The 21,376-nt window shown below is 60.9% G+C and carries 16 protein-coding genes, 2 tRNA genes and 1 pseudogene; 3 read left to right on the top strand and 16 right to left on the bottom strand.

The features are described from left to right. Positions 1 to 3 precede the first annotated feature (3 nt). Positions 4 to 729, top strand: coding sequence for a class I SAM-dependent methyltransferase (locus DNK06_RS00435; protein ID WP_131178085.1), 726 nt, complete (start codon positions 4 to 6; stop codon positions 727 to 729). A gap of 203 nt (positions 730 to 932) precedes the next feature. Here the strand turns inward: DNK06_RS00435 and DNK06_RS00440 are convergent, their stop codons facing one another. The 8 genes from DNK06_RS00440 to rnr all read right to left on the bottom strand — a co-directional run bounded on the left by DNK06_RS00440 (position 933) and on the right by rnr (position 10,813). Beyond that, a complete protein-coding gene (locus DNK06_RS00440; RefSeq protein ID WP_131178086.1) occupies positions 933 to 3,266 on the bottom strand; it encodes a YgiQ family radical SAM protein in 2,334 nt (777 codons plus the stop codon). Between the two features lie 370 nt (positions 3,267 to 3,636). Next, positions 3,637 to 5,031, bottom strand: coding sequence for a replicative DNA helicase (gene dnaB / locus DNK06_RS00445; protein WP_084308384.1), 1,395 nt, complete (start codon positions 5,029 to 5,031; stop codon positions 3,637 to 3,639). Between the two features lie 115 nt (positions 5,032 to 5,146). Beyond that, positions 5,147 to 5,593 carry a 50S ribosomal protein L9 gene (gene rplI / locus DNK06_RS00450; RefSeq protein WP_131178087.1) on the bottom strand — a complete coding sequence of 149 codons (447 nt, stop codon included), beginning with the start codon at positions 5,591 to 5,593 and terminating at the stop codon, positions 5,147 to 5,149. 21 nt (positions 5,594 to 5,614) lie between these two features. Beyond that, complete coding sequence (locus tag DNK06_RS00455) at positions 5,615 to 6,508, bottom strand: YybS family protein (protein ID WP_131178088.1); 894 nt, start codon at positions 6,506 to 6,508, stop codon at positions 5,615 to 5,617. Between the two features lie 36 nt (positions 6,509 to 6,544). Further along, on the bottom strand, positions 6,545 to 6,775 hold the full coding sequence (gene rpsR, locus DNK06_RS00460) for a 30S ribosomal protein S18 (RefSeq protein ID WP_003246847.1): 231 nt from the start codon (positions 6,773 to 6,775) through the stop codon (positions 6,545 to 6,547). A 28-nt stretch (positions 6,776 to 6,803) separates the two neighbouring features. Beyond that, positions 6,804 to 7,226, bottom strand: coding sequence for a 30S ribosomal protein S6 (gene rpsF, locus DNK06_RS00465; protein ID WP_070880841.1), 423 nt, complete (start codon positions 7,224 to 7,226; stop codon positions 6,804 to 6,806). Positions 7,227 to 7,556: 330 nt separating this feature from the next. Beyond that, positions 7,557 to 8,324 carry a 23S rRNA (guanosine(2251)-2'-O)-methyltransferase RlmB gene (gene rlmB, locus DNK06_RS00470; protein ID WP_131178089.1) on the bottom strand — a complete coding sequence of 256 codons (768 nt, stop codon included), beginning with the start codon at positions 8,322 to 8,324 and terminating at the stop codon, positions 7,557 to 7,559. Next, entirely contained in the window at positions 8,321 to 10,813 is a 2,493-nt protein-coding gene (gene rnr / locus DNK06_RS00475) for a ribonuclease R (RefSeq protein ID WP_131178090.1), read from the bottom strand. Before rnr ends, rlmB begins: the two co-directional genes overlap by 4 nt. A 201-nt stretch (positions 10,814 to 11,014) precedes the next feature. Here rnr and DNK06_RS00480 point away from each other — a divergent pair. Next, positions 11,015 to 11,101 (top strand) — tRNA-Leu (locus tag DNK06_RS00480). Positions 11,102 to 11,176: 75 nt separating this feature from the next. Continuing rightward, positions 11,177 to 11,263 (top strand) — tRNA-Leu (locus DNK06_RS00485). Positions 11,264 to 11,506: 243 nt separating this feature from the next. Here the strand turns inward: DNK06_RS00485 and DNK06_RS00490 are convergent. The 8 genes and pseudogenes from DNK06_RS00490 to miaA form a co-directional block, all read right to left on the bottom strand. Next, entirely contained in the window at positions 11,507 to 13,441 is a 1,935-nt protein-coding gene (locus tag DNK06_RS00490) for a methyl-accepting chemotaxis protein (protein ID WP_131178091.1), read from the bottom strand. 189 nt (positions 13,442 to 13,630) lie between these two features. Beyond that, positions 13,631 to 14,923: an adenylosuccinate synthase gene (locus DNK06_RS00495; RefSeq protein WP_131178092.1), complete on the bottom strand. Its 1,293-nt coding sequence runs from the start codon at positions 14,921 to 14,923 to the stop codon at positions 13,631 to 13,633. Positions 14,924 to 15,002: 79 nt separating this feature from the next. Beyond that, the gene (locus tag DNK06_RS00500; RefSeq protein ID WP_131178093.1) at positions 15,003 to 16,187 is read right to left on the bottom strand and encodes an ATP phosphoribosyltransferase regulatory subunit; all 1,185 of its coding nucleotides are present in this window, start codon (positions 16,185 to 16,187) and stop codon (positions 15,003 to 15,005) included. A gap of 347 nt (positions 16,188 to 16,534) precedes the next feature. Continuing rightward, on the bottom strand, positions 16,535 to 17,404 hold the full coding sequence (hflC, locus tag DNK06_RS00505) for a protease modulator HflC (RefSeq protein WP_131178094.1): 870 nt from the start codon (positions 17,402 to 17,404) through the stop codon (positions 16,535 to 16,537). Then, positions 17,404 to 18,591: an FtsH protease activity modulator HflK gene (gene hflK / locus DNK06_RS00510; RefSeq protein ID WP_131178095.1), complete on the bottom strand. Its 1,188-nt coding sequence runs from the start codon at positions 18,589 to 18,591 to the stop codon at positions 17,404 to 17,406. The genes hflC and hflK overlap by 1 nt, the downstream gene beginning before the upstream one ends. Before the next feature lie 97 nt (positions 18,592 to 18,688). Then, positions 18,689 to 19,991, bottom strand: a pseudogene (gene hflX / locus DNK06_RS00515) (ribosome rescue GTPase HflX). 14 nt (positions 19,992 to 20,005) lie between these two features. Continuing rightward, positions 20,006 to 20,266 carry an RNA chaperone Hfq gene (gene hfq, locus DNK06_RS00520; RefSeq protein ID WP_042554464.1) on the bottom strand — a complete coding sequence of 87 codons (261 nt, stop codon included), beginning with the start codon at positions 20,264 to 20,266 and terminating at the stop codon, positions 20,006 to 20,008. Positions 20,267 to 20,378: 112 nt separating this feature from the next. Continuing rightward, a complete protein-coding gene (miaA, locus tag DNK06_RS00525) occupies positions 20,379 to 21,335 on the bottom strand; it encodes a tRNA (adenosine(37)-N6)-dimethylallyltransferase MiaA (RefSeq protein ID WP_131178096.1) in 957 nt (318 codons plus the stop codon). Between the last annotated feature and the right edge of the window lie 41 nt (positions 21,336 to 21,376).

Here is a 21,376-nt window from a genome sequence, read left to right on the forward strand (position 1 = left end):
GCCGTGCACACACTCGAACGTATCTACCCGCTGCAGATGGACGAAAGGCTGGCGGCCGACCAGGCAACTCTCGACCTGCATATGCAGCGCTACGCGTTCGCCAGCCGCTCACTGCATGGCCAACGCGTGCTCGACATGGCCTGCGGCTGCGGCTACGGCAGTGCGCTGCTGGCCGAACAGCACCCTGACAAGCAGATCACCGGCATCGACATCGATCCCGAAGCGATTGCCTATGCCCAGGCAAACTACCAGAAAGCCAATCTGCGCTACCTGTGCGCGAACGCAGAAACCTTCACCGACAGCGAGGGCTTCGACAGTATCGTCAGCCTGGAAACCATCGAGCATCTGCCCGACCCGGTTCGCCTGGTGGAGAACTACGCCAGCCTGCTGGCCAAGGGTGGCCGCATCATCGCCTCGGTGCCGACCACGCCGACCCTGGATGGCAACCCCCATCACCTTCACGATTTCAGCCCGCGCAGCTTCTTCGCGCTGTTCCGCCGCCACGGCCTTGAACCTCAGGAACGTTTCGAGCAGATCCAGCGCTGGGAGTTTTCCGGGTTGTTCAAGAAGCCCAGGAAAGCCGCCCGCCAGCACCGCTCGGAAGGCGTCGGCAACGCCGTGCTGGCGTACTACCGCAGCCACCCGCTGTACTTGTTCAAACGGCTTTTCTCGATCCTGCGCTATGGCGCCAGCAACCGCTATCTGACCTGCCGTTTCAGCGTCGACTGAGCGTGCAACGTAAGCGGTCGCTCGTAGGGTAGACGACGCTTTACCGTCCACCACCTTGCGATCGCAATGGTGGACAAAAAGAGCGTTGTCCACCCTACAACTCATGGCCGATTGCAAAGGGGATATCGCGATTGGGTGGGCCGAGGCCCACCATAGAGATCACAAACGGTGATTGCCTGGCAGGAAAGCGCCAGGCAGCGCGATCAACGCGGAACGGCGGGCTTCTTCGCCGGCTTCTTGCCTTTGCCCTTGCCGGCCCCCGCGCGCTCGCGGGCGGCCTGCTGGTTGCGCGCTTCGGCAGCCGCCTTGGCCTGCTCGCGCTTGTCCCAGGGCTTGCTGCCGTCGCTGCCACGCGGTGGCAGACCGGTGTGCTGGGTGAGGATGCGCCCACCAGCAGGCTTGCTGCCGGAATTACCCGCAACCTTCTTGCTGCCGGCAGGCGTGGAGTTCTTGCGGCGGGCACTCTGGTACTCATCAGCCTTCGGCTGATAGGTCGGGATCAAATGCTGCTTGCCGTCACCGATCAGGTCGGCACGCCCCATGCGCTGCAGCGCCTCACGCAGCATCGGCCAGCCCTTCGGATCGTGGTAACGCAGGAACGCCTTGTGCAGACGACGCTGCTCCTCGCTCTTGACGATGGTCACGCCGTCACTCTTGTAGGTGACCTTGCGCAGCGGGTTCTTGCCCGAGTGGTACATGGCCGTGGCGGTCGCCATCGGCGACGGGTAGAACGCCTGCACCTGGTCGGCGCGGAAGCCGTTGCCCTTGAGCCACAGGGCCAGGTTCATCATGTCTTCATCGGTGGTGCCAGGATGAGCGGCGATGAAGTAAGGGATCAGGTACTGCTCCTTGCCCGCTTCCTTGGAATACTTCTCGAACATGCGCTTGAACTTGTCATAGCTGCCAATGCCCGGTTTCATCATCTGGTTGAGCGGGCCTTCCTCGGTGTGCTCCGGGGCGATCTTCAGGTAGCCACCGACGTGGTGGGTGACCAGCTCCTTGACGTACTCCGGCGACTCGACCGCGAGGTCGTAGCGCAAGCCGGAAGCGATGAGAATCTTCTTCACCCCCGGCAACGCGCGGGCACTGCGATACAGCTGGATCAAGGAGGAGTGATCGGTATTCAGGTTCGGGCAGATGCCGGGGAACACGCAAGACGGCTTACGGCACGCGGATTCGATTTCCGGGCTCTTGCAGGCGATGCGGTACATGTTCGCAGTCGGGCCGCCGAGGTCGGAAATGACACCGGTAAAGCCCGGCACCTTGTCGCGAATTTCCTCGATCTCACGAATGATCGATTCTTCCGAACGGTTCTGGATGATGCGGCCTTCATGCTCGGTGATCGAGCAGAAGGTACAGCCGCCGAAGCAGCCGCGCATGATGTTCACCGAGAAACGGATCATCTCGTAGGCCGGGATCTTCTCCTTGCCGTACGCCGGATGCGGGACACGCATGTACGGCATGCCGAACACATAGTCCATTTCTTCGGTGGTCATCGGGATGGGTGGCGGGTTGAACCAGACATCGATTTCGCCGTGCTTCTGCACCAGCGCGCGGGCGTTGCCCGGGTTGGTCTCCAGGTGCAGTACACGGTTGGCGTGGGCATAGAGCACCGGATCGTTGCGCACCTTCTCCATGGACGGCAGGCGAATCACCGTCTTGTCGCGGGTCATCTTCGGGCTGGCGAGGATCTGCACAACTTTCGCTTCGTTCGGATCCTCGACCGGGCCTGAGCCGGCCGCACCCTTGTCCTGCTCGATGGCGCAGGCCTGGGTATCCTGGGTGTTGACGTACGGGTTGATGATCTTGTCGATCTTGCCCGGACGGTCAATGCGCGTGGAGTCGACTTCGTACCAGTCTTTCGGCGTGTCACGGCGAATGAAGGCGGTACCGCGGATATCGGTGATGGTTTCGATATTCTCGCCATAGGACAGACGCTGGGCGACTTCGACGATGGCACGCTCGGCGTTGCCGTAGAGCAAGATGTCGGCGCAGGCATCGATCAGGATCGAGTTACGTACCCGATCCTGCCAGTAGTCGTAGTGGGCGATGCGGCGCAGCGAGGCTTCGATGCCACCGAGCACGATCGGTACGTGCTTGTAGGCTTCCTTGCAGCGCTGGCTGTAGACCAGGCTGGCACGATCCGGGCGCTTGCCCGCCAGACCGCCAGGCGTGTAGGCGTCGTCGGAACGGATTTTCTTGTCCGCGGTGTAGCGATTGATCATCGAGTCCATGTTGCCGGCCGCGACGCCGAAGAACAGGTTTGGCTCGCCCAGCTTCATGAAGTCGTCTTTGGACTGCCAGTTGGGTTGGGCAATGATCCCGACGCGAAAACCCTGGGACTCCAGCAACCGGCCAATGATCGCCATCCCGAACGACGGGTGGTCGACGTAGGCATCACCGGTAACGATGATGATGTCGCAGGAATCCCAGCCAAGCTGATCCATCTCCTCCCTGCTCATCGGCAGGAAAGGCGCCGGGCCGAAGCACTCGGCCCAGTATTTTGGATAGTCGAACAGCGGCTTGGCGGCTTGCATGGCGATAACCGATTTAATCAGGAATTTCACGGGGCGCGGAATATAGCACAAATTTTAACCAAACCCGACTGTACCGCTGGGGTAAAACGTCGCTTGGCGGTCTATCTGACGGCATGCTGGCCCAGCCATTTTCTGACCTCGCTATTGATGCGCCCAGACCTGAGCATTGGCGCCTGGGCCGAAGTCATCACTCTTGAGCCAGTAGCACTGAACTGGAGCTCAACTCGCCTCTCAAACGGCAACATTCGTTCCAGGCAAACACCGGTCAGAGTTCCAACCGTGCAAGCTGGAGTTCGCAGCTTGTGCCTTGTCTAGCGGCAGAACGAACTCCGGCGCGAGCGTGCTGAAACCCTAAAAAACACGGTGAGGGTTATTCGTCCTCAAACTGGTAGCTGCCCGGCGCCAGGTTCTCGAAGCGCGAGTATTTGCCGAGGAACGCCAGACGTGCCGTACCCAGTGGGCCGTTACGCTGCTTGCCGATGATGATCTCGGCCACGCCCTTGTATTCGGTCTCGGGGTGATAGACCTCGTCCCGGTACACGAACATGATGATGTCGGCGTCCTGCTCGATCGCACCGGACTCGCGCAAGTCGGAGTTGATCGGGCGCTTGTTCGGGCGTTGCTCGAGCCCCCGGTTGAGCTGGGACAGCGCGATCACCGGGCAGTTGAACTCTTTGGCCAGCGCCTTGAGCGAGCGCGATATCTCGGAAATCTCGTTCACCCGGCTGTCGCCACTGGAGCCGGGAATCTGCATAAGTTGCAGGTAGTCGACCATGATCAGGCCGATCTCGCCATGTTCACGCGCCAGGCGCCGGGAACGTGCGCGCATCTCCGAAGGCGAGATACCGGCGGTATCGTCGATGAACAGCTTGCGGTCGTTGAGCAGGTTGACCGCCGAGGTCAGCCGCGGCCAATCGTCGTCATCCAGGCGACCGGCACGCACCTTGGTCTGATCGATACGACCAAGGGACGCCAGCATACGAATCACGATGGATTCGGAGGGCATCTCCAGGGAGTACACCAGGATCGACTTGTCGCTGCGCATCAGCGCGTTTTCCACCAGGTTCATGGCGAACGTGGTCTTACCCATCGACGGACGACCGGCGACGATAATCAGGTCGGCTGGCTGCAGGCCACTGGTCAGATCATCCAGATCGGAAAATCCGGTGGACAAGCCGGTAATCGCATCGCCGTTATTGAACAGCTCGTCGATACGGTCGATGGCCTTGACCAGAATATCGTTGATGCCCACCGGACCACCGGTCTTCGGTCGCGCCTCGGCGATCTGAAAGATCAGTCGTTCGGCTTCGTCGAGAATTTCCTCGCCCGTACGGCCTTCCGGCGCATAGGCGCTGTCAGCGATCTCGTTGCTGATACCGATCAGTTTGCGCAGCGTGGCGCGCTCGCGAATGATCTGCGCGTAGGCCTTGATGTTGGCCACCGACGGCGTGTTCTTCGCCAGTTCGCCCAGGTAGGCCAGGCCACCAACCTGAGGCAGCTGCCCTTCCTTGTCCAGTTGCTCAGACAGGGTCACCACGTCGAACGGTTGATTGCGCTCAGCAAGCTTGTGAATGGCGCGAAACACCAGGCGGTGATCGTGGCGGTAAAAATCGCCATCGGAAACCTGGTCGAGTACCCGCTCCCACGCATTGTTATCGAGCATCAGACCACCGAGCACCGCCTGCTCGGCCTCGATCGAGTGCGGCGGCACTTTCAGGGCAGAGGTTTGCAGGTCGTACTGTTCAGTGATGCTGATGTCGTTCATGGGAGCCTGGAAAGAATGCTTGCGTTGAAAAACAAAAGGCACGGCATCGCTTTCGCAATGCCGTGCCCGATGTTAGCGGGAACGCACCGGAGTGCAAACCCGCTGAGCAGCGCGATTAAGCGGCTACTACGATTACCTTTACGGTAGCTTCGACATCGCTGTGCAGGTGCACGGCTACGTCGTATTCGCCAACCTGGCGAATGGTACCGTTCGGCAGACGAACTTCAGCTTTGGCCACTTCAACGCCGGAGGCGGTCAGGGCATCAGCGATGTCGTGAGTACCGATGGAACCGAACAGCTTGCCTTCATCGCCCGCGGTAGCGGTGATGGTGACTTCCAGCTCGGCCAGCTGAGCAGCACGCGACTCGGCCGAAGCTTTCTTGTCGGCAGCGGCTTTTTCCAGGTCAGCGCGACGAGCTTCGAAAGCAGCGACGTTGGCTTCGGTGGCAGCGGTAGCTTTGCCTTGCGGCAGCAGGAAGTTACGGCCGTAACCGGCTTTAACGTTCACTTTATCGCCCAGGTTGCCCAGGTTGGCGATTTTTTCCAGCAGGATGACTTCCATTTGGGTGTTACCTCTTAACTTTTAACCTTCACCGTTGGCGGGGCCCGAACCGGGTTTGTCCGCCAGACGACCACGAAAATCAAACAGACTGTCGACGATGGCTAATACCACCAGCAAGGGAAAGATCAGTTGCATGAACAGCAGCAGCGTGATGTACAGCCCGACCAGCCAGAACTTCGACAGTCGGCCCTTGGCCACCAACCCATGCAACAGGGCGATGGCCGCGAACGCCAGCGGAACACTGCACAACGGCGTCAGCATTGCCATCTCGACACCCAGACTGGGCCCGAGCAGCATACCGACCAGCAGTAACATCGCCAGCATCGGCGGAAATCTCAGTTCGCGGAATTCGGAACCGAAACCTCCTGGGTTGTACAACGCCGCCTGCCAGAACCGCCCAAGCATCAGGCTCAGCAAGCTGACCACCTGCAGCAAAGCTGCCAGCAATCCGGTAAGAACCGGTGCAATAAGACTCTGGAGACGCGCCTGATCATCCACCGACATCTGTTGGTGAACGCCATCGAACATCTGCGGCAGCAGCTTACTCAGCTCCTGCGCCATGGCTTCGATGGGCTCGCGGAACGTCGCCCCCAATACCAGTCCATACACCAGGCCCAGTGCGATGCTGAACAACAGCACCCGTCTCCAGGACTGATTGGCGCGCAACACACACGCCAGCCCCAACGCGCCCAACAGCACCAACAAGGTGCGCGGCTCGCCGAAGTACCACCAGCCAATGGCCGGCAGCAAAGCCCAGGCGAGGATGCCAATGGCATCACTCAGACCACGCCGCAGAAGCACCAGGCATCCCGCGGCAGCACTCAACCAGAACAGCAGCGGCAATGCCGCAGAACCGACCACCACGAGGGTGGCCTGCATACGGCCGCGCATAATGAATTCTGCCAAGGCGCGCATGCGATTTATCCCTTACTACTTGTCGATCGTCCGATCTTATCGGCCGTGGCTGTCGGTGTAGGGCAGCAGGGCCAGGAAGCGGGCACGCTTGATAGCGGTAGCCAGCTGACGCTGATAACGAGCCTTGGTACCGGTGATACGGCTAGGAACGATTTTGCCGGTTTCCGAGATGTAGGCTTTCAGAGTGTTGAGATCTTTGAAATCGATCTCTTTCACGTCTTCAGCGGTGAAACGGCAGAATTTACGACGACGGAAGAAACGTGCCATGGGATTGGCTCCTCAAAAGATCCGTGGATTACTCGTCAGCGTTGTCGCTGTCGTTGTTGTCACTGTCATCGCCGTCATTGGACTCGGCATTTTCAGGACGCTCACGACGCTCACGGCGCTCACTGCGGTTTTCTTCGGCCTTGAGCATCTCGGATTGGCCGGTAACGGCTTCTTCACGACGGACGACAAGGTTACGGATCACGGCATCGTTGTAGCGGAAGTTGTCTTCCAGCTCGGCCAGGGCCTTGCCGCTGCACTCAACGTTCAGCATCACGTAGTGAGCCTTGTGAACGTTGTTGATGGCGTAGGCCAGTTGACGACGGCCCCAATCTTCCAGACGGTGGATTTTGCCACCGTCTTCTTCGATCAGCTTGGTGTAACGCTCGACCATGCCGCCGACTTGCTCGCTCTGATCCGGGTGAACCAGAAAGATGATTTCGTAATGACGCATGAATGCTCCTTACGGGTTGTAGCCTGCCGCGAAATGCGGTCAGGCAAGGAGTGAATGACACTATTGACTTGCTGAAACGAGGAGGCGCACAGGCGCCTGCCATAACGGCAAGGGGCGACATTCTAGAGAAGCCCCCCACCGCACGCAAGGTGAACTGGTGAAAATTTGAGCAAGAAGCTCCAAGCTCCAAGCTCCAGTGGCTGACGCCTCACCATCGCGGTCAAGCACCGCAGCCTCGTAGCCTGGGTTGAACGCAGCGATACCCGCGCCTTCCCGGGTGCCGCCTCGCTCGACCCGAGCTACCTGGGTGCAAGCGCCAAGCTTTTGCTCTTACTTGAGGCTTGTAGCTTGCCGCTTGCGGCTGCTCCGCTGGCGCAGCGCTTCGAACAGGCAGATACCGGTGGCCACCGACACGTTGAGGCTGCTGACGCTGCCGGCCATGGGCAGCTTCACCAGGTAATCACAGTGCTCGCGGGTCAGGCGACGCATGCCTTTGCCCTCGGCGCCCATGATCAGCACGGTCGGGCCGGTCATGTCCTGCTGGAACAGCTCCTGCTCGGCCTCACCCGCCGTACCGACGACCCACAGACCGCGCTGCTGGAGCTTTTCCAGGCTGCGCGCGAGGTTGGTCACCGCCACCAGCGGGATGACTTCGGCAGCACCACAAGCCACCTTGCGCACCACCGGCGTCAGCGTCGCGGATTTGTCTTTCGGCACGATCACCGCCAGCGCGCCCGCCGCATCGGCGGTGCGCAGGCAGGCGCCAAGGTTATGCGGATCGGTCACGCCATCGAGCACCAGCAACAGAGGCGGGCCTTCGCAACGGTCGAGCAGCTCTTCGAGCATCGCTTCGCCCCACACCTGACTGGGGCTGACTTCGGCAACCACGCCCTGGTGCACGCCCTCGACCCAGGCATCCATCTCGCGACGCTCGCATTGGCCGACGGCAACACGCGCCTGCCCAGCCAGTTCGAGCAGCGGCTGAACGCGAGGATCACTGCGACCATCGGCCAGCCAGATCTGCTTCACCCGCTTGGGGTGATGACGCAGCAGCGCTTCCACGGCATGCACGCCGTAGATCTTTTCCAGTTGACTCATGACTTGGCCTTGCTCTTCGATGGCCCCTTGCGATGCCGGCTCGGCTTGCCGCCCTTGTCCGCTGTCTTGCTGGCGCCCTTGCCAGACGACTTGGACTCGGCGAGCAGCGCCTTCTTGACATCACGGCTTTTCTGCACATCGGTGTTGCTGGCTGCACCGCCGCGCGAACCCTTGCCGCTACGACTGTCGCTGCCGGAGTCGCGACGCTTGCGTGTCGCCGGTGCTTCCTCAACGCCCTGAGCCATCTCGAAATCGATCTTGCGCTCGTCCAGATCGACGCGCATCACCTTCACCGAGACGCTGTCGCCGAGGCGGAAGCTGCGGCCGCTGCGCTCACCGGCGAGGCGGTGATGCACAGGGTCGAAGTGGTAATAATCGCCCGGCAGCGCAGTGACGTGCACCAGACCTTCGACATAGATGTCCTTGAGTTCGACGAACAGACCGAAGCCGGTCACTGCGGTGATCACGCCCGGGAAGGTTTCGCCGACGCGATCCTTCATGAACTCGCACTTGAGCCAGTTGACCACGTCACGGGTGGCTTCATCGGCACGCCGCTCGGACATCGAGCACTGTTCGCCGAGCTGCTCGAGGGTCGGCTCGTCGTACGGATAGATACGCGCCTTGGGCATGCTGACGGCACCGGCACGCTGAACATGAGGCGTATCCTGCTTGGAGCGGATCACACTGCGAATGGCACGGTGGATCAGCAGATCCGGGTAACGGCGGATCGGCGAAGTGAAGTGCGCGTACGCCTCGTAATTCAGACCGAAGTGACCCTGATTGTCGGCGCTGTAGACGGCCTGGCTGAGCGAACGCAGCATCACGGTCTGGATCAGGTGATAGTCCGGGCGCTCACGAATGCTTTCCAGCAGTGCCTGGTAATCCTTGGGCGACGGGCCGTCCTTGGATTTGCCGCGGTGCAGGGACAAGCCCAGCTCGGTGAGGAAGGCCTTGAGTTTTTCCAGGCGCTCCGGCGGCGGGCCGTCGTGCACGCGATACAGCGCAGGAATGCCGTGCTTCTGCATGAACGCCGCGGTGGCCACGTTGGCCGCCAGCATGCATTCCTCGATCAGCTTGTGGGCATCGTTGCGCTGAGTCGGGCGGATCTCCGCGATCTTGCGGCCGGAACCGAAGATGATGCGGGTTTCCTGGGTCTCGAAATCGATCGCGCCACGCTCATGACGTGCAGCGAGCAATACCTGATACAGCGAGTACAGTTGATTGAGGTGCGGCAGCACTTCCTTGTATTCGCTACGCAGGGCCTTGCCTTCGCTGCTCTTCGGCTGCTCGAGCATGGCGCTGACCTTGTTGTAGGTCAGCCGTGCATGGGAGTGGATCACCGCCTCGTAGAACTGATAGTCGGTCATCTTGCCGGTCTTGGAGATGGTGATCTCGCAGACCATGGCCAGACGGTCGACTTTCGGATTCAGCGAGCACAGACCGTTAGACAGCTCTTCCGGCAGCATGGGGATGACCCGCTCCGGGAAGTACACCGAGTTGCCACGCACCTGCGCCTCGGCATCCAGCGCCGAACCGACTTTCACGTAATGAGAAACGTCGGCGATGGCGACATAAAGCTTCCAGCCGCCGGAGAACAGCCGCCAGTTGCTGCCGTTTTTCTCGCAGTACACCGCGTCGTCGAAATCCCGCGCATCTTCACCGTCGATGGTGACGAAGGGGATATGGCGCATGTCGACGCGATGCTCCTTGTCCTTCTCTTCGACTTCCGGCTTGAGCTTGCGCGCTTCCTTGACCACGGCCTCGGGCCAGACGTGAGGAATATCGTAGCTGCGCAGCGCCACGTCGATTTCCATGCCCGGCGCCATGTAGTTGCCAACCACTTCGGTCACGTCGCCCTGGGGCTGGAAGCGCGGCGTCGGCCAGTGAGTGATAGCCACTTCGACGAACTGCCCCTGCTTGGCGCCACCGTTGCGTCCCGCCGTGACCAGCACTTCCTGCTGGATCTTCGGGTTGTCGGGAATCACGAAGCCGATACCGCTCTCTTCGTAATAACGACCGATGATGGTCTCGTGACCACGGGAGATCACTTCTACGATAGCGCCCTCACGGCGACCACGACGGTCGAGACCGGAAACCCGGGCCAGCGCCCGGTCGCCATCGAACACCAGACGCATCTGCGCCGGGCTGAGAAACAGATCGTCACTGCCGTCATCCGGCACCAGGAAGCCGAAGCCATCGCGGTGACCGTTGACGCGACCGAGGATCAGATCGAGCTTATCCACCGGCGCGTACGTGCCACGACGGGTGTAGATCAACTGGCCATCGCGCTCCATGGCGCGCAGTCGGCGGCGCAGCGCCTCGGCCTGATCTTCGGTAGTCAGCCCGAACTCGTCGAGCAGCTCCTCACGGTTGGCGGGCGAGCCGCGCTCGGCCAAGTGCTGAAGAATCAGCTCGCGGCTAGGAATGGGGTTGTCATACTTTTCCGCTTCACGAGCGGCCTCGGGATCGAGGGATTGCCAATCGGCCATTAGAACCTGTTCACCTTATCTATAGAGTCGGTTTTGCCATGTGTCTATTGAAGCGCGAAAGCGCCCTTCGGGTCAGCTTTCGACGCGAATAATTTTTCGCTGACGGGGGTTTACAAGGTAAAAGCACGACCGTATAGTTCGCGCCCACAGCGTCGAGCAGACGTTGTAACACGGAACAGATGAGCAATCATCCGTTTCAGTGCCCAGGTGGCGGAATTGGTAGACGCGCTGGTTTCAGGTATCAGTGATCGCAAGATCGTGGAAGTTCGAGTCTTCTCCTGGGCACCAAATTTAGAAGCATGATCTGATCGTGCTTCGGATAACGGACGCAATGCTCCGTGTCGGAAACGACGAAGATTGCACGCCCAGGTGGTGAAATTGGTAGACACGCCAGCTTCAGGTGCTGGTGACCTTACGGTCGTGGAAGTTCGAGTCTTCTCCTGGGCACCAATTCAAAAAACCGAGCCAATGGCTCGGTTTTTTATTGCCTGCAATAAAGCTGCAAGCTGCAAGCTGCAAGCTGCAAGCTGCAAGCTGCAAGCTGCAAGCTGCAAGCTGCAAGCTGCAAGCTGCAAGCTGCAAGCTGCAAGCTGCAAGCTGCAAGCTGCAAGCTAGCATGCAGCGCCCCGCAGCCCGTCAGTCAAGCCTCTGCTTTCACTTGAAGCTTATGGCTTGTAGCTTGCCGCTGCCCTTTCAGACCTTGAACTGCCCCAGGCTGGCCTTCAGTTGCCCCGCCAGACCGTCGAGCACACGACCACTGTTCGCCGTTGCCGCCACCGCCTCGGCCGCGCGCTGAGCTTCGGAATGAATCACCTCGACCCGCCCGCGCACCGCATCGGCGCCTTCGGCCTGATGAGCCGCCGCCTGAGTCGCTGCATTGATCGCACCGTGTACATCCTCCACCGAACGCTGCACCGCCTGCTGGAGGCGCGCACTCTCACGTAGCGCCGCCAGGCCCTGATCAGCCTGCTGACCAGCCTGACCAATCGCGCCGACCGCCTCACGAGCCCCCTGCTGCAGGGCAACGATGTGCGACTGGATATCGCCGGTCGACTGCTGGGTCTTGCTGGCCAACGCCCGCACCTCGTCAGCGACCACGGCGAAACCGCGGCCGCTCTCCCCTGCCCGCGCCGCCTCGATGGCGGCATTCAGCGCCAGCAGATTGGTCTGCTCGGCAATCGAGCGGATAACGGTCAGCACCACCTCGATCTGCTCACTCTGCTTGGCCAATCGCTCGATCACGGCTGAACCGGCATCGACACGCTGCACCAGCTCTTCAATGGAGCTGCCCACACGATTGGCGATGGTGGCATTTTCCTGGGTCGCCTGGCGGATCGCCTCGACCCGCTGCAAGGCCTCCTGCATGGCGCGACTCTCGGCTTGCGCCTCGTCCGCCATCGCCGCCAGCGCCTGCAGGCTGGCGGCCACTTCATCACGCTGCCTCTTGGCCGCCGATTCCGCCGCAGCACTACGGGTCGTCAACGCACTGATTTCCTGGCCGGTACGCACCGCCACTTCGCCAGCCTCACGCACGATGGGTTGCAATTTGGCGACGAAACGATTGACCGCCGAGGCCATTTCACCGATTTCGTCGCGACTGTCGATCTCGATACGCCGGGTCAGGTCACCCTCACCCGCCGCCAGATCGTCGAGGGCCGCGATCAAGGTGCGCAGGCGCACCACCACGCTGCGACCGAGCACGATAGCCAACGCCAGCAGCACACCGAAACCGACCACCGCCAACCCCAGGCCAATACGCCAGCGCAGGTTCGAGGCAGCCGCATCGACCGCCGCCCCGGTATTGGCCGACATACCTTGCGCCGCCTGTTGCGCCGCCGCCAGGCGTGCCGACAACGCCGCGGCACTTTCGGTGGACGCACCCGCCAGACTATCGGCGACCAGCTGCCCGCCACTGGCCAGCAGCGCCTCGAAGCGCGAATCGATGGCCGCCAGTTCGGCATCGATGGCTGAGGTGGACACGCCCATCAGCACCTTGCCGATTTCCACGCCGTTGGGGCTGATACCGGCCTCGACGAAGTACACGGTGGGATCGCTTTTGGCAGCGTCGATGACCTTGTCCAGCGCGCGCTCACCCGCCCCCTTCTCGAGCATGGTCTTGATCTGCTCGTTCTGTCGGTTGAGGTAGCGGGTCAGATGGTTACCTTCGGCATCGTCGTAGACGACGAACAACACATTGGGATTACGCTGCGCACGTCGGGCGAATTCGGACAGCGCCGGAGTATCGGAATCCCACATGGCCCGTGGCGCGACAGCCGCGAGCAACTGCGCCAGATCATTGGCGGAATCCTTCAGGCTCTTCTCCAGACTGGCGCGCATCTGCACGCGCTCTTCACCCAATCGGCTCGACAGGCCCGCGGAGAGGCTTTCACGGGTGCGCACCGAAAGACCACCCAGGCTGGCGGAAACTTCCTGATTGGCTTGCTCCAGCTCGCTGGAAAGGCGCCCGGCATCGTTGCCCAGTTGCCGCTCCAGATCGGTCACCAGGCCGTCTACCGTACTGCGGGTCAGCGCCAGCACCAGCAGCACCTGAACGAACAGCGCAATACCCAGCGCAATGAACACTGGCAGCAACAGACGACTACGAAATAGCGACAGAACAGCAACCACGGGCAAATCCTCCGACCGCCAGGGAAGCGGCAACTTCAAGGTAGGATCAAGACAAAGCAAGGCGCGTGCCGAATGACGGCATATTGCCAGATTGCGCCCGAGCAAGAGTGCCCGTCAAATGAAAACGGGCCGCACAAAGGCGACCCGTTTTCGTTACCCACTCACGGCTCCATGGGGAGCCGCCATTGCTCAGGCAAAAGGATGACGCAGTACGATGGTCTCGTTGCGATCCGGCCCGGTGGAGATGATATCGATCGGCGCACCGACCAGCTCTTCCACACGCTTGATATAGGCACGAGCGTTGGCTGGCAACTCTTCCAGAGTCTTGGCACCCAGGGTCGACTCGCTCCAGCCCGGCATCTCTTCGTAGACCGGCTCGAGGCCGATGTAGCTGTCGGCATCGGTCGGTGCATCGATGACCGCGCCGTTCTCGTTCTTGTAACCCACGCAGATGCGGATGGTTTCCAGACCGTCGAGCACGTCCAGCTTGGTCAGGCACAGGCCCGAGATGCTGTTGACGTCGATGGCGCGACGCAGGATCACGGCATCGAACCAGCCGCAACGACGGGCGCGGCCAGTGGTGGCACCGAACTCGTGACCACGCTTGGCCAGAAAGACACCGATATCATCGAACAGCTCGGTCGGGAACGGACCCGAGCCGACGCGGGTGGTGTAGGCCTTGGTGATACCCAGAATGTAATCCAGGTACATCGGGCCAACGCCAGAACCGGTAGCGATGCCGCCCGCAGTGGTGTTCGAACTGGTGACGTACGGGTAGGTACCGTGGTCGATGTCCAGCAGCGAACCCTGGGCGCCTTCGAACATGATGTCCTTGCCGGCGCGACGCAGGTTGTGCAGCTCGGCGGTGACGTCGAGCATCATCGGCTTGAGCAGTTCGGCGTATTCCATGCACTCGTCGAGAGTGGTCTGGAAGTCGATGGCCGGCTCTTTGTAGTAATTCACCAGCTGGAAGTTGTGGTAGTCCAGCAGCTCGCCCAGCTTGGCGGCGAAACGCTCGCGGTGGAACAGATCACCGATACGCAGGCCACGACGTGCGACCTTGTCTTCGTAGGCCGGGCCGATGCCACGACCGGTAGTACCGATCTTCAGTTCGCCACGGGCTTTCTCGCGCGCCTGATCCAGAGCGACGTGATAGGACAGGATCAGCGGGCAGGACGGGCTGATACGCAGACGCTCGCGCACCGGCACGCCTTTTTCTTCCAGCTTGTTGATCTCGCGCAGCAGCGCATCGGGCGCAACCACCACGCCGTTGCCGATCAGGCATTGCACGCCTTCACGCAGCACGCCCGACGGGATCAGGTGCAGCACGGTCTTCTCACCGTCGATCACCAGGGTGTGACCAGCATTGTGGCCGCCCTGGTAACGCACTACGGCGGCAGCATGCTCGGTCAACAGATCGACGATCTTGCCTTTGCCCTCATCACCCCACTGGGTGCCCAGGACGACGACATTCTTACCCATAACACTTGTCCTCTTCGCGCAAGCTTGAGCCGGTCACGGCCGGCGAAAGTAATTCAGAATAGACGACCACAGCGGTCGCTCAGTCCAGCGCCAGCACTTGCCAGCGACCGTCACGCAATAACAACTGGCGATCACAGCGAGCGTCTGCAGCCTCGGCCAGCGCCTGTCCCGGCAATGCCTGCACCACTCGCTCACCTTCGGCACGCAGACGGCGAACCGCCTGCCACAGGTAAACGTCATGGCTGTCCGGCGCCCAGATGCCTGCCGGCTCTTCGCCGAGCGGCATACGGCCGAGACTCACCAGGGTTTTCAGATCAGTGGAAAAACCAGTGGCCGGACGCGCCCGCCCAAAATCGGCACCGATGTCGTCATAGCGGCCGCCCTGGGCAATCGCCTGACCGACGGCCGGTACGAACGCTGCGAACACCACGCCGGTGTGGTAGTGATAACCACGCAGCTCACCGAGATCGAAGTACAGCGGCAGCTCCGGATAACGCACGCTCAGCGCATCGGCGATGGCCAACAGGTCATCCAGGGCTTCATGCACGTCATCCGGCGCCTCGACCAGACAAGCCTGAGCCAGATCCAGCACTTCACGACCGCCACACAACTCGCCAAGCGAACGCAGCATGCGGCGCAGCGCGTCGGGCAGGGCCTCGGTCAGCGCATCGATCTCGTCCATGGCCTTGCGCTGCAGCGCATCGAACAGCTGCTGCTCGACCTCGCCAGACAGCTCGGCGGCACGCGCCAGGCCACGGTAGATACCGACATGACCAAGATCCATGTGCACATCCGGCACCTCGGCCAGCTCCAGCGTATCGACCAGCAGGCTGATCACTTCGACATCGCTGGCCGGGCTGGCGTCGCCATACAACTCGGCGCCAAGCTGAATCGGACTACGCGAAGTGGTCAGCGCACGCGGCTGCGCATGCAGCACGCTGCCGGCATAACACAGCCTGCTCGGGCCTTCACGACGCAGCGTATGCGCATCGATGCGTGCCACTTGCGGGGTGATGTCGGCGCGAAAGCCCATCTGCCGGCCGGACAGTGGATCGGTCACCTTGAAGGTGCGCAGATCCAGATCCTGGCCAGCACCGGTCAGCAGCGACTCCAGGTACTCGATATGGGGGGTTACCACGAATTCATAGCCCCAGCGCTGGAACAGATCCAGCACCTGACGACGCGCGACTTCGATGCGCGCCGCCTCCGGAGGCAATACTTCCTCGATCCCATCTGGCAGCAGCCAGCGGTCTACCGTTGCCATTTCGCCATTTCCCTCTTGATTCGGGCGGCACAAGCCTTCAGTGAAGCGGATGGAAAGCCGAACCCGGCAACAGGCCGGTCAGCTCCAGGAACGGGCATCGAGACGATCAGTGAATTGATTGCACGAAGCCCCCACGCCAGGGGCGCGGAAAGAGGCAAGGTCATGAACCTTGAAAGACAGAACGTAACGCTCAGTTCGTGCCGCATGATTCCCACAGGCGCAAAAAAGCCGGGATTTTCCCGGCTGCTGCATCATACCACGGCTGAGGCCACAGGCCACAAGCTTCAGGCTACAAGCGGTCACCCGCCCTGTTTGTCGCCTGTTGCCTGTGGCCCGCGGCCGCCTTGTCAGGGTCGCGATTTTTCCAGGTAACGGAAGAAGTCGCTGCTCGGATCCAGCACCAGCACGTCACGCTTGTCGGAGAAGCTCTCGCGATAGGCGTTCAGGCTGCGATAGAAGGAGTAGAACTCCTGATCCTGACCGTAGGCCCTGGAGTAGATAGCAGCGGCTTGGGCATCACCCTCACCACGCAGCTCCTCGGCCTGCCGATAGGCTTCAGCGAGCAGTACACGCTGCTGACGATCGGCGTCTGCGCGAATACCTTCTGCCAGCTCCTTACCCTTGGCGCGATGCTCACGAGCCTCGCGCTCACGCTCCGAACTCATACGATCGAATACGCTGCGGTTGACTTCCTTGGGCAGGTCGATGGCCTTGACGCGAACGTCCACCACTTCGATGCCCAGCTCACGCTGCGCCGCACGATTGAGCGATGCCGTCACGTCAGCCATCAGCGCATCACGTTCGCCGGATACCGACTCGTGCAAGGTGCGTTTACCGAACTGGTCACGCAGCGATGCCTCGAGACGACGCGACAGGCGCTCATCGGCGATCTGCTTCATACCCGACGTCGCGGTGTAGTAACGCTCGGCATCCAGCACACGCCATTTGGCGTAGGCATCGACCATCAGCGCTTTCTTCTCAAGCGTCAGAAAGCGCGAGTTGACGGTATCGAGCGTCAGCAAACGGGCATCGAACTTGCGCACCTGGTTGACGTACGGAATCTTCATGTGCAGACCAGGCTGCACGTCCGGCTCGACAATCCGACCGAACTGCAGCAGCACTGCACGCTCGGTTTGCGCCACGATATAGAAGCTGCTCCAGGCGATCAGCGCCAGCACCACCCCTACGATCAGGGTCACCAGTGATTTATTGCTCATCAACGGCTCTCCCTTGTGCGCAGGTCGGCCTGCCCCAGATTGTTACCTACGCGCGCGCCGAGATCAGCCGCGCCAGCGCCAGAAACGCTACTGGACGAGCTGCTGCCACCACGGCTATCGATCATCTTGTCCAGCGGCAGGTAAAGCAGGTTGTTCTGCCCCTTGTCGCCAGTCACCAGCACCTTGCTGGTGTTGCTCATCATCTGCTGCATGGTATCCAGATACAGACGCTCACGCGTCACCTCGGGCGCCTTGCGGTACTCGGCCACCAGCGCAGTGAAACGATCCGCCTCACCCTGGGCGCGGGAGATCACTTCATCGCGGTAACCACTGGCATCCTCGATCAGGCGCTGAGCCTGACCACGGGCTTCCGGCACCACGCCATTGGCATAGGTTTCTGCCTGGTTCTTCTCGCGCTGCTCGTCTTCACGGGCACGAATCACGTCATCGAAAGCTTCCTGCACTTCACGCGGCGCCGCGGCACTCTGCAGGTTCACCTGAGTCACGGTGATACCGGTGCGATAAGTGTCGAGGAAACGCTGCAGACGCTCGCGCACATCACCAGCCATCTGCTCACGGCCTTCGGTCAGCACCTGATCCATCTCGGTGGAACCCACCACGTGGCGCACGGCACTGTCGGTCGCGTGCTGCAGGCTGGTTTCCGGCATGTCGACGTTGAGTACGAAGTCCTGCAGGTTGCTGATCTTGTACTGCACCGTCAGCGGTACTTCGATGATGTTTTCGTCTTCGGTCAACATCTGCCCTTGCTTGCTGTAAGCACGCTCACGGGTGACGTTTTCCTGGAACTTGCGATCGATCGGCGGGAAATAGATGTTCAGACCCGGACCGACCGTCTCGTGGTATTTACCGAAACGCAGCACGACGGCCTGTTCCTGCTCATCGACCACATAGATAGCGTTGTACAGCCAAAAGGCGCCCACTACGGCCAGCGCAACGAACAGCAGGCCGAAACCGCCCCCCTTGCCTCTGGAACCATTGTTGTCACTGCCGCGTTTCTTGCCGCCACCGAACAAACCATTGAGGCTGTCCTGCAGCTTGCGGAAGGCTTCGTCGAGATCCGGTGGTCCCTTGCGGTCACCGCCGCCACCGCCGCCGTTACCACGACGGCCGCCGCCACCCCAGGGATCCTGATTGTTCGAATTGCCACCCGGCTCATTCCAAGCCATAGCGCTCTCCATACTGATAAAGCAAAGACGCGCCAACGGCGCGCCCACCAATGCTACAGAATGCCCGCTTCCAGCGGCAAAATCACCGCTGCAGGCTTTATTGCAAAGTGTGTTGCTCGATGAATTCTAGCGGTTGCAGACCTTCTCGGCTGACCAATCGGTTCAATTCGACTCGTGGAATGCGCACCTGCAAAAGACTGCTGCCGTCATCGGCGTAAGACTCTTGCTGCACCGCACCCAACTCGAAGAACTGCGCCCGCAACCGGGCCAGCTGCTGCGGCAACTGCAAGGTAGCAACGAACAGATCATCGCCCAGCAGTTCGGCTACGGCCTGCCTGAGCAACGGCAAACCACGCCCATCACGGGCAGACAACCAAACCCGCTCTGGCCGACCGTCGGCATTACGCTGAATCTGCGGCTCGACACCTTCCAGCAGATCGAGCTTGTTGTAAACCTCGAGCACCGGCAGATCCTGCGCGCCGATTTCCCCCAGAACCGCCAGCACCTGTTCGATCTGCGCCGTACGCTCGGGCTCGTGAGCATCGATCACGTGCAGCAGCAGATCGGAATTGCTCGACTCTATCGAGCGTGGCGCGGAAGGCTTCAACCAGCTTGTGCGGCAGATGACGAATGAAACCTACGGTATCAGCCAGCACCACCGGCCCAAGATCGTCGAGCTGCAAACGACGCAGGGTTGGATCCAGGGTGGCGAACAGTTGGTCGGCAGCGTACACGTCCGACTCGGTCAGCGCATTGAACAGCGTGGACTTGCCAGCGTTGGTATAGCCGACCAGGGATACGGAGGGAATGTCCGCACGTCTGCGCCCACGGCGTGCCTGTTCGCGCTGGCTGCGTACCTTCTCCAGTCTCTGTTTGATCTGGCGAATGCGCACGCGTAGCAGGCGCCGGTCGGTTTCCAGCTGGGTTTCACCCGGGCCGCGCAGACCGATACCGCCTTTCTGCCGCTCAAGGTGAGTCCAACCACGCACCAGACGCGTGCTCATGTGGTCGAGCTGAGCCAGCTCGACCTGCAGCTTGCCTTCGTGAGTACGTGCGCGCTGGGCGAAGATATCGAGAATCAGCCCCGTACGATCCAGAACACGGCACTCGAACACACGCTCGAGGTTACGTTCCTGACTGGGCGTAAGGACGTGATTGAAAATGACCAGGTCGGCTTCGTGGGCCTTGACCTGATCACGCAACTCTTCCACCTTGCCGCTACCGATGAGGAATTTCGCAGTGGGCCGACTGTTCGGCACACTGAAAAAAGCCACTGCATCGGCACCAGCGGAAAGAGCCAGCTCTTGAAACTCCTGGGGATCCTCGCTCGCCTCGGTGTTTTGGCTATCCAGATGAACCAGGATGGCCCGTTCACCCCCTTCATGGCGCTCGAAGAACAATGCAGCCCCCTGGGTTAAGCGTTGCCAGGCTCGGACTCAGCCTGTTCGGACTCGGAAGCACTTGGCAGACGAACCGGGCGGCTCGGTACCACAGTGGAAATAGCGTGCTTGTAAACCATCTGGCTGACGGTGTTCTTCAACAGGATGACGAACTGATCGAAGGACTCGATCTGGCCCTGCAGTTTGATACCGTTGACCAGATAGATGGAAACCGGGACGCGTTCCTTACGCAAAGTGTTGAGGTAAGGGTCTTGTAGCGAATGCCCTTTTGACATGTGCCGCACTCCTTAATGGATCGATAATAGAATAGTTTTTGAACGATTTTGGTTAACCAGCAAACGGCTTTGGCACGCCTTCCCCCAAGGATAGACGGCCCGCGGCAAGATCTCAGGTCAATATGGAGACCGCCGCCAAGTATTTCAAGGCACGCGGCAGATTGTCGCAATCGAGACTGTTCAGCCAGTGCACATTTTCCCAACTACGCAACCAGGTGAACTGTCGTTTGGCCAGCTGACGAGTGGCGATGATACCCCGCTCACGCATCAACGACGTACTCAGACGCCCCTCCAGATGTTCCCATACCTGCCGGTAGCCCACTGCCCTTATAGACGGCAATTCCGCGTGCAGGTCACCTCTTCGATGCAGGCGTTCGACCTCGGCAACGAAGCCCTGTTCCAGCATCAGATCAAATCGTTGCGCGATTCGTTCGTGGAGAATTTGCCGCTGGGCAGGCGCTATCGCCAATTGCGCCACAGTATAGGGGAAACGGCCCTCTTCCGAGCCGACTTCACTCTGCCGCAGGCGCAATTCGGTCATGGTCATGCCGCTGACCCGGAATACCTCCAGAGCCCGCACCAGCCGCTGAGGATCATTGCGGTGAATGCGTGCCGCCGACTGCGGATCCACCGCATGCAGCTCCTCATGCAACACGCCCCAACCCTCGCGCTGTCCGCGCGCCTCGAGCTCGGCCCGCACCTCGGCATCGGCTCCCGGCATATCGGCCAGGCCATCGAGCAAGGCCTTGAAGTAGAGCATGGTACCGCCCACCAGCAGCGGAATACGTCCACGGGCGGTGATATCGGCCATGACGTTCAGGGCATCGCGGCGAAACTCGGCGGCCGAATAGGCTTCAGCGGGGTCGCGGATATCCACCAGATGATGGGGAAACGCGTCCAGAGTGGCCTTGTCCGGCTTGGCCGTGCCGATATCCATGCCCCGATAGACCAGCGCGGAGTCCACACTGACCAGTTCGCACGGCAGAACACGAGCCAGCGCCAGCGCCAGATCGGTCTTGCCGGCTGCGGTCGGCCCCATCAGAAAGATGGCGGGAGGAAGGGAGGACATCGGCAAGGCTCGGATAAACGGCCGCCCATTTTCAGGGTATG

Origin of the sequence: Phytopseudomonas daroniae, assembly GCF_004327285.1 — a bacterium.
Lineage (GTDB): Bacteria > Pseudomonadota > Gammaproteobacteria > Pseudomonadales > Pseudomonadaceae > Aquipseudomonas > Aquipseudomonas daroniae.

Bases quoted from the DNA above. Each gene is read 5' to 3' on its own strand.
- dnaB (WP_084308384.1), bottom strand. From the start codon at position 5,031: ATGAACGACATCAGCATCACTGAACAGTACGACCTGCAAACCTCTGCC.
- hflC (WP_131178094.1), bottom strand. From the start codon at position 17,404: ATGAGCAATAAATCACTGGTGACCCTGATCGTAGGGGTGGTGCTGGCG.
- DNK06_RS00455 (WP_131178088.1), bottom strand. From the start codon at position 6,508: ATGCGCGCCTTGGCAGAATTCATTATGCGCGGCCGTATGCAGGCCACC.
- miaA (WP_131178096.1), bottom strand. From the start codon at position 21,335: ATGTCCTCCCTTCCTCCCGCCATCTTTCTGATGGGGCCGACCGCAGCC.
- rpsR (WP_003246847.1), bottom strand. From the start codon at position 6,775: ATGGCACGTTTCTTCCGTCGTCGTAAATTCTGCCGTTTCACCGCTGAA.
- rplI (WP_131178087.1), bottom strand. From the start codon at position 5,593: ATGGAAGTCATCCTGCTGGAAAAAATCGCCAACCTGGGCAACCTGGGC.
- rlmB (WP_131178089.1), bottom strand. From the start codon at position 8,324: ATGAGTCAACTGGAAAAGATCTACGGCGTGCATGCCGTGGAAGCGCTG.
- hflK (WP_131178095.1), bottom strand. From the start codon at position 18,591: ATGGCTTGGAATGAGCCGGGTGGCAATTCGAACAATCAGGATCCCTGG.
- DNK06_RS00500 (WP_131178093.1), bottom strand. From the start codon at position 16,187: ATGGCAACGGTAGACCGCTGGCTGCTGCCAGATGGGATCGAGGAAGTA.
- hfq (WP_042554464.1), bottom strand. From the start codon at position 20,266: ATGTCAAAAGGGCATTCGCTACAAGACCCTTACCTCAACACTTTGCGT.
- DNK06_RS00495 (WP_131178092.1), bottom strand. From the start codon at position 14,923: ATGGGTAAGAATGTCGTCGTCCTGGGCACCCAGTGGGGTGATGAGGGC.
- rnr (WP_131178090.1), bottom strand. From the start codon at position 10,813: ATGGCCGATTGGCAATCCCTCGATCCCGAGGCCGCTCGTGAAGCGGAA.
- rpsF (WP_070880841.1), bottom strand. From the start codon at position 7,226: ATGCGTCATTACGAAATCATCTTTCTGGTTCACCCGGATCAGAGCGAG.
- DNK06_RS00440 (WP_131178086.1), bottom strand. From the start codon at position 3,266: ATGCAAGCCGCCAAGCCGCTGTTCGACTATCCAAAATACTGGGCCGAG.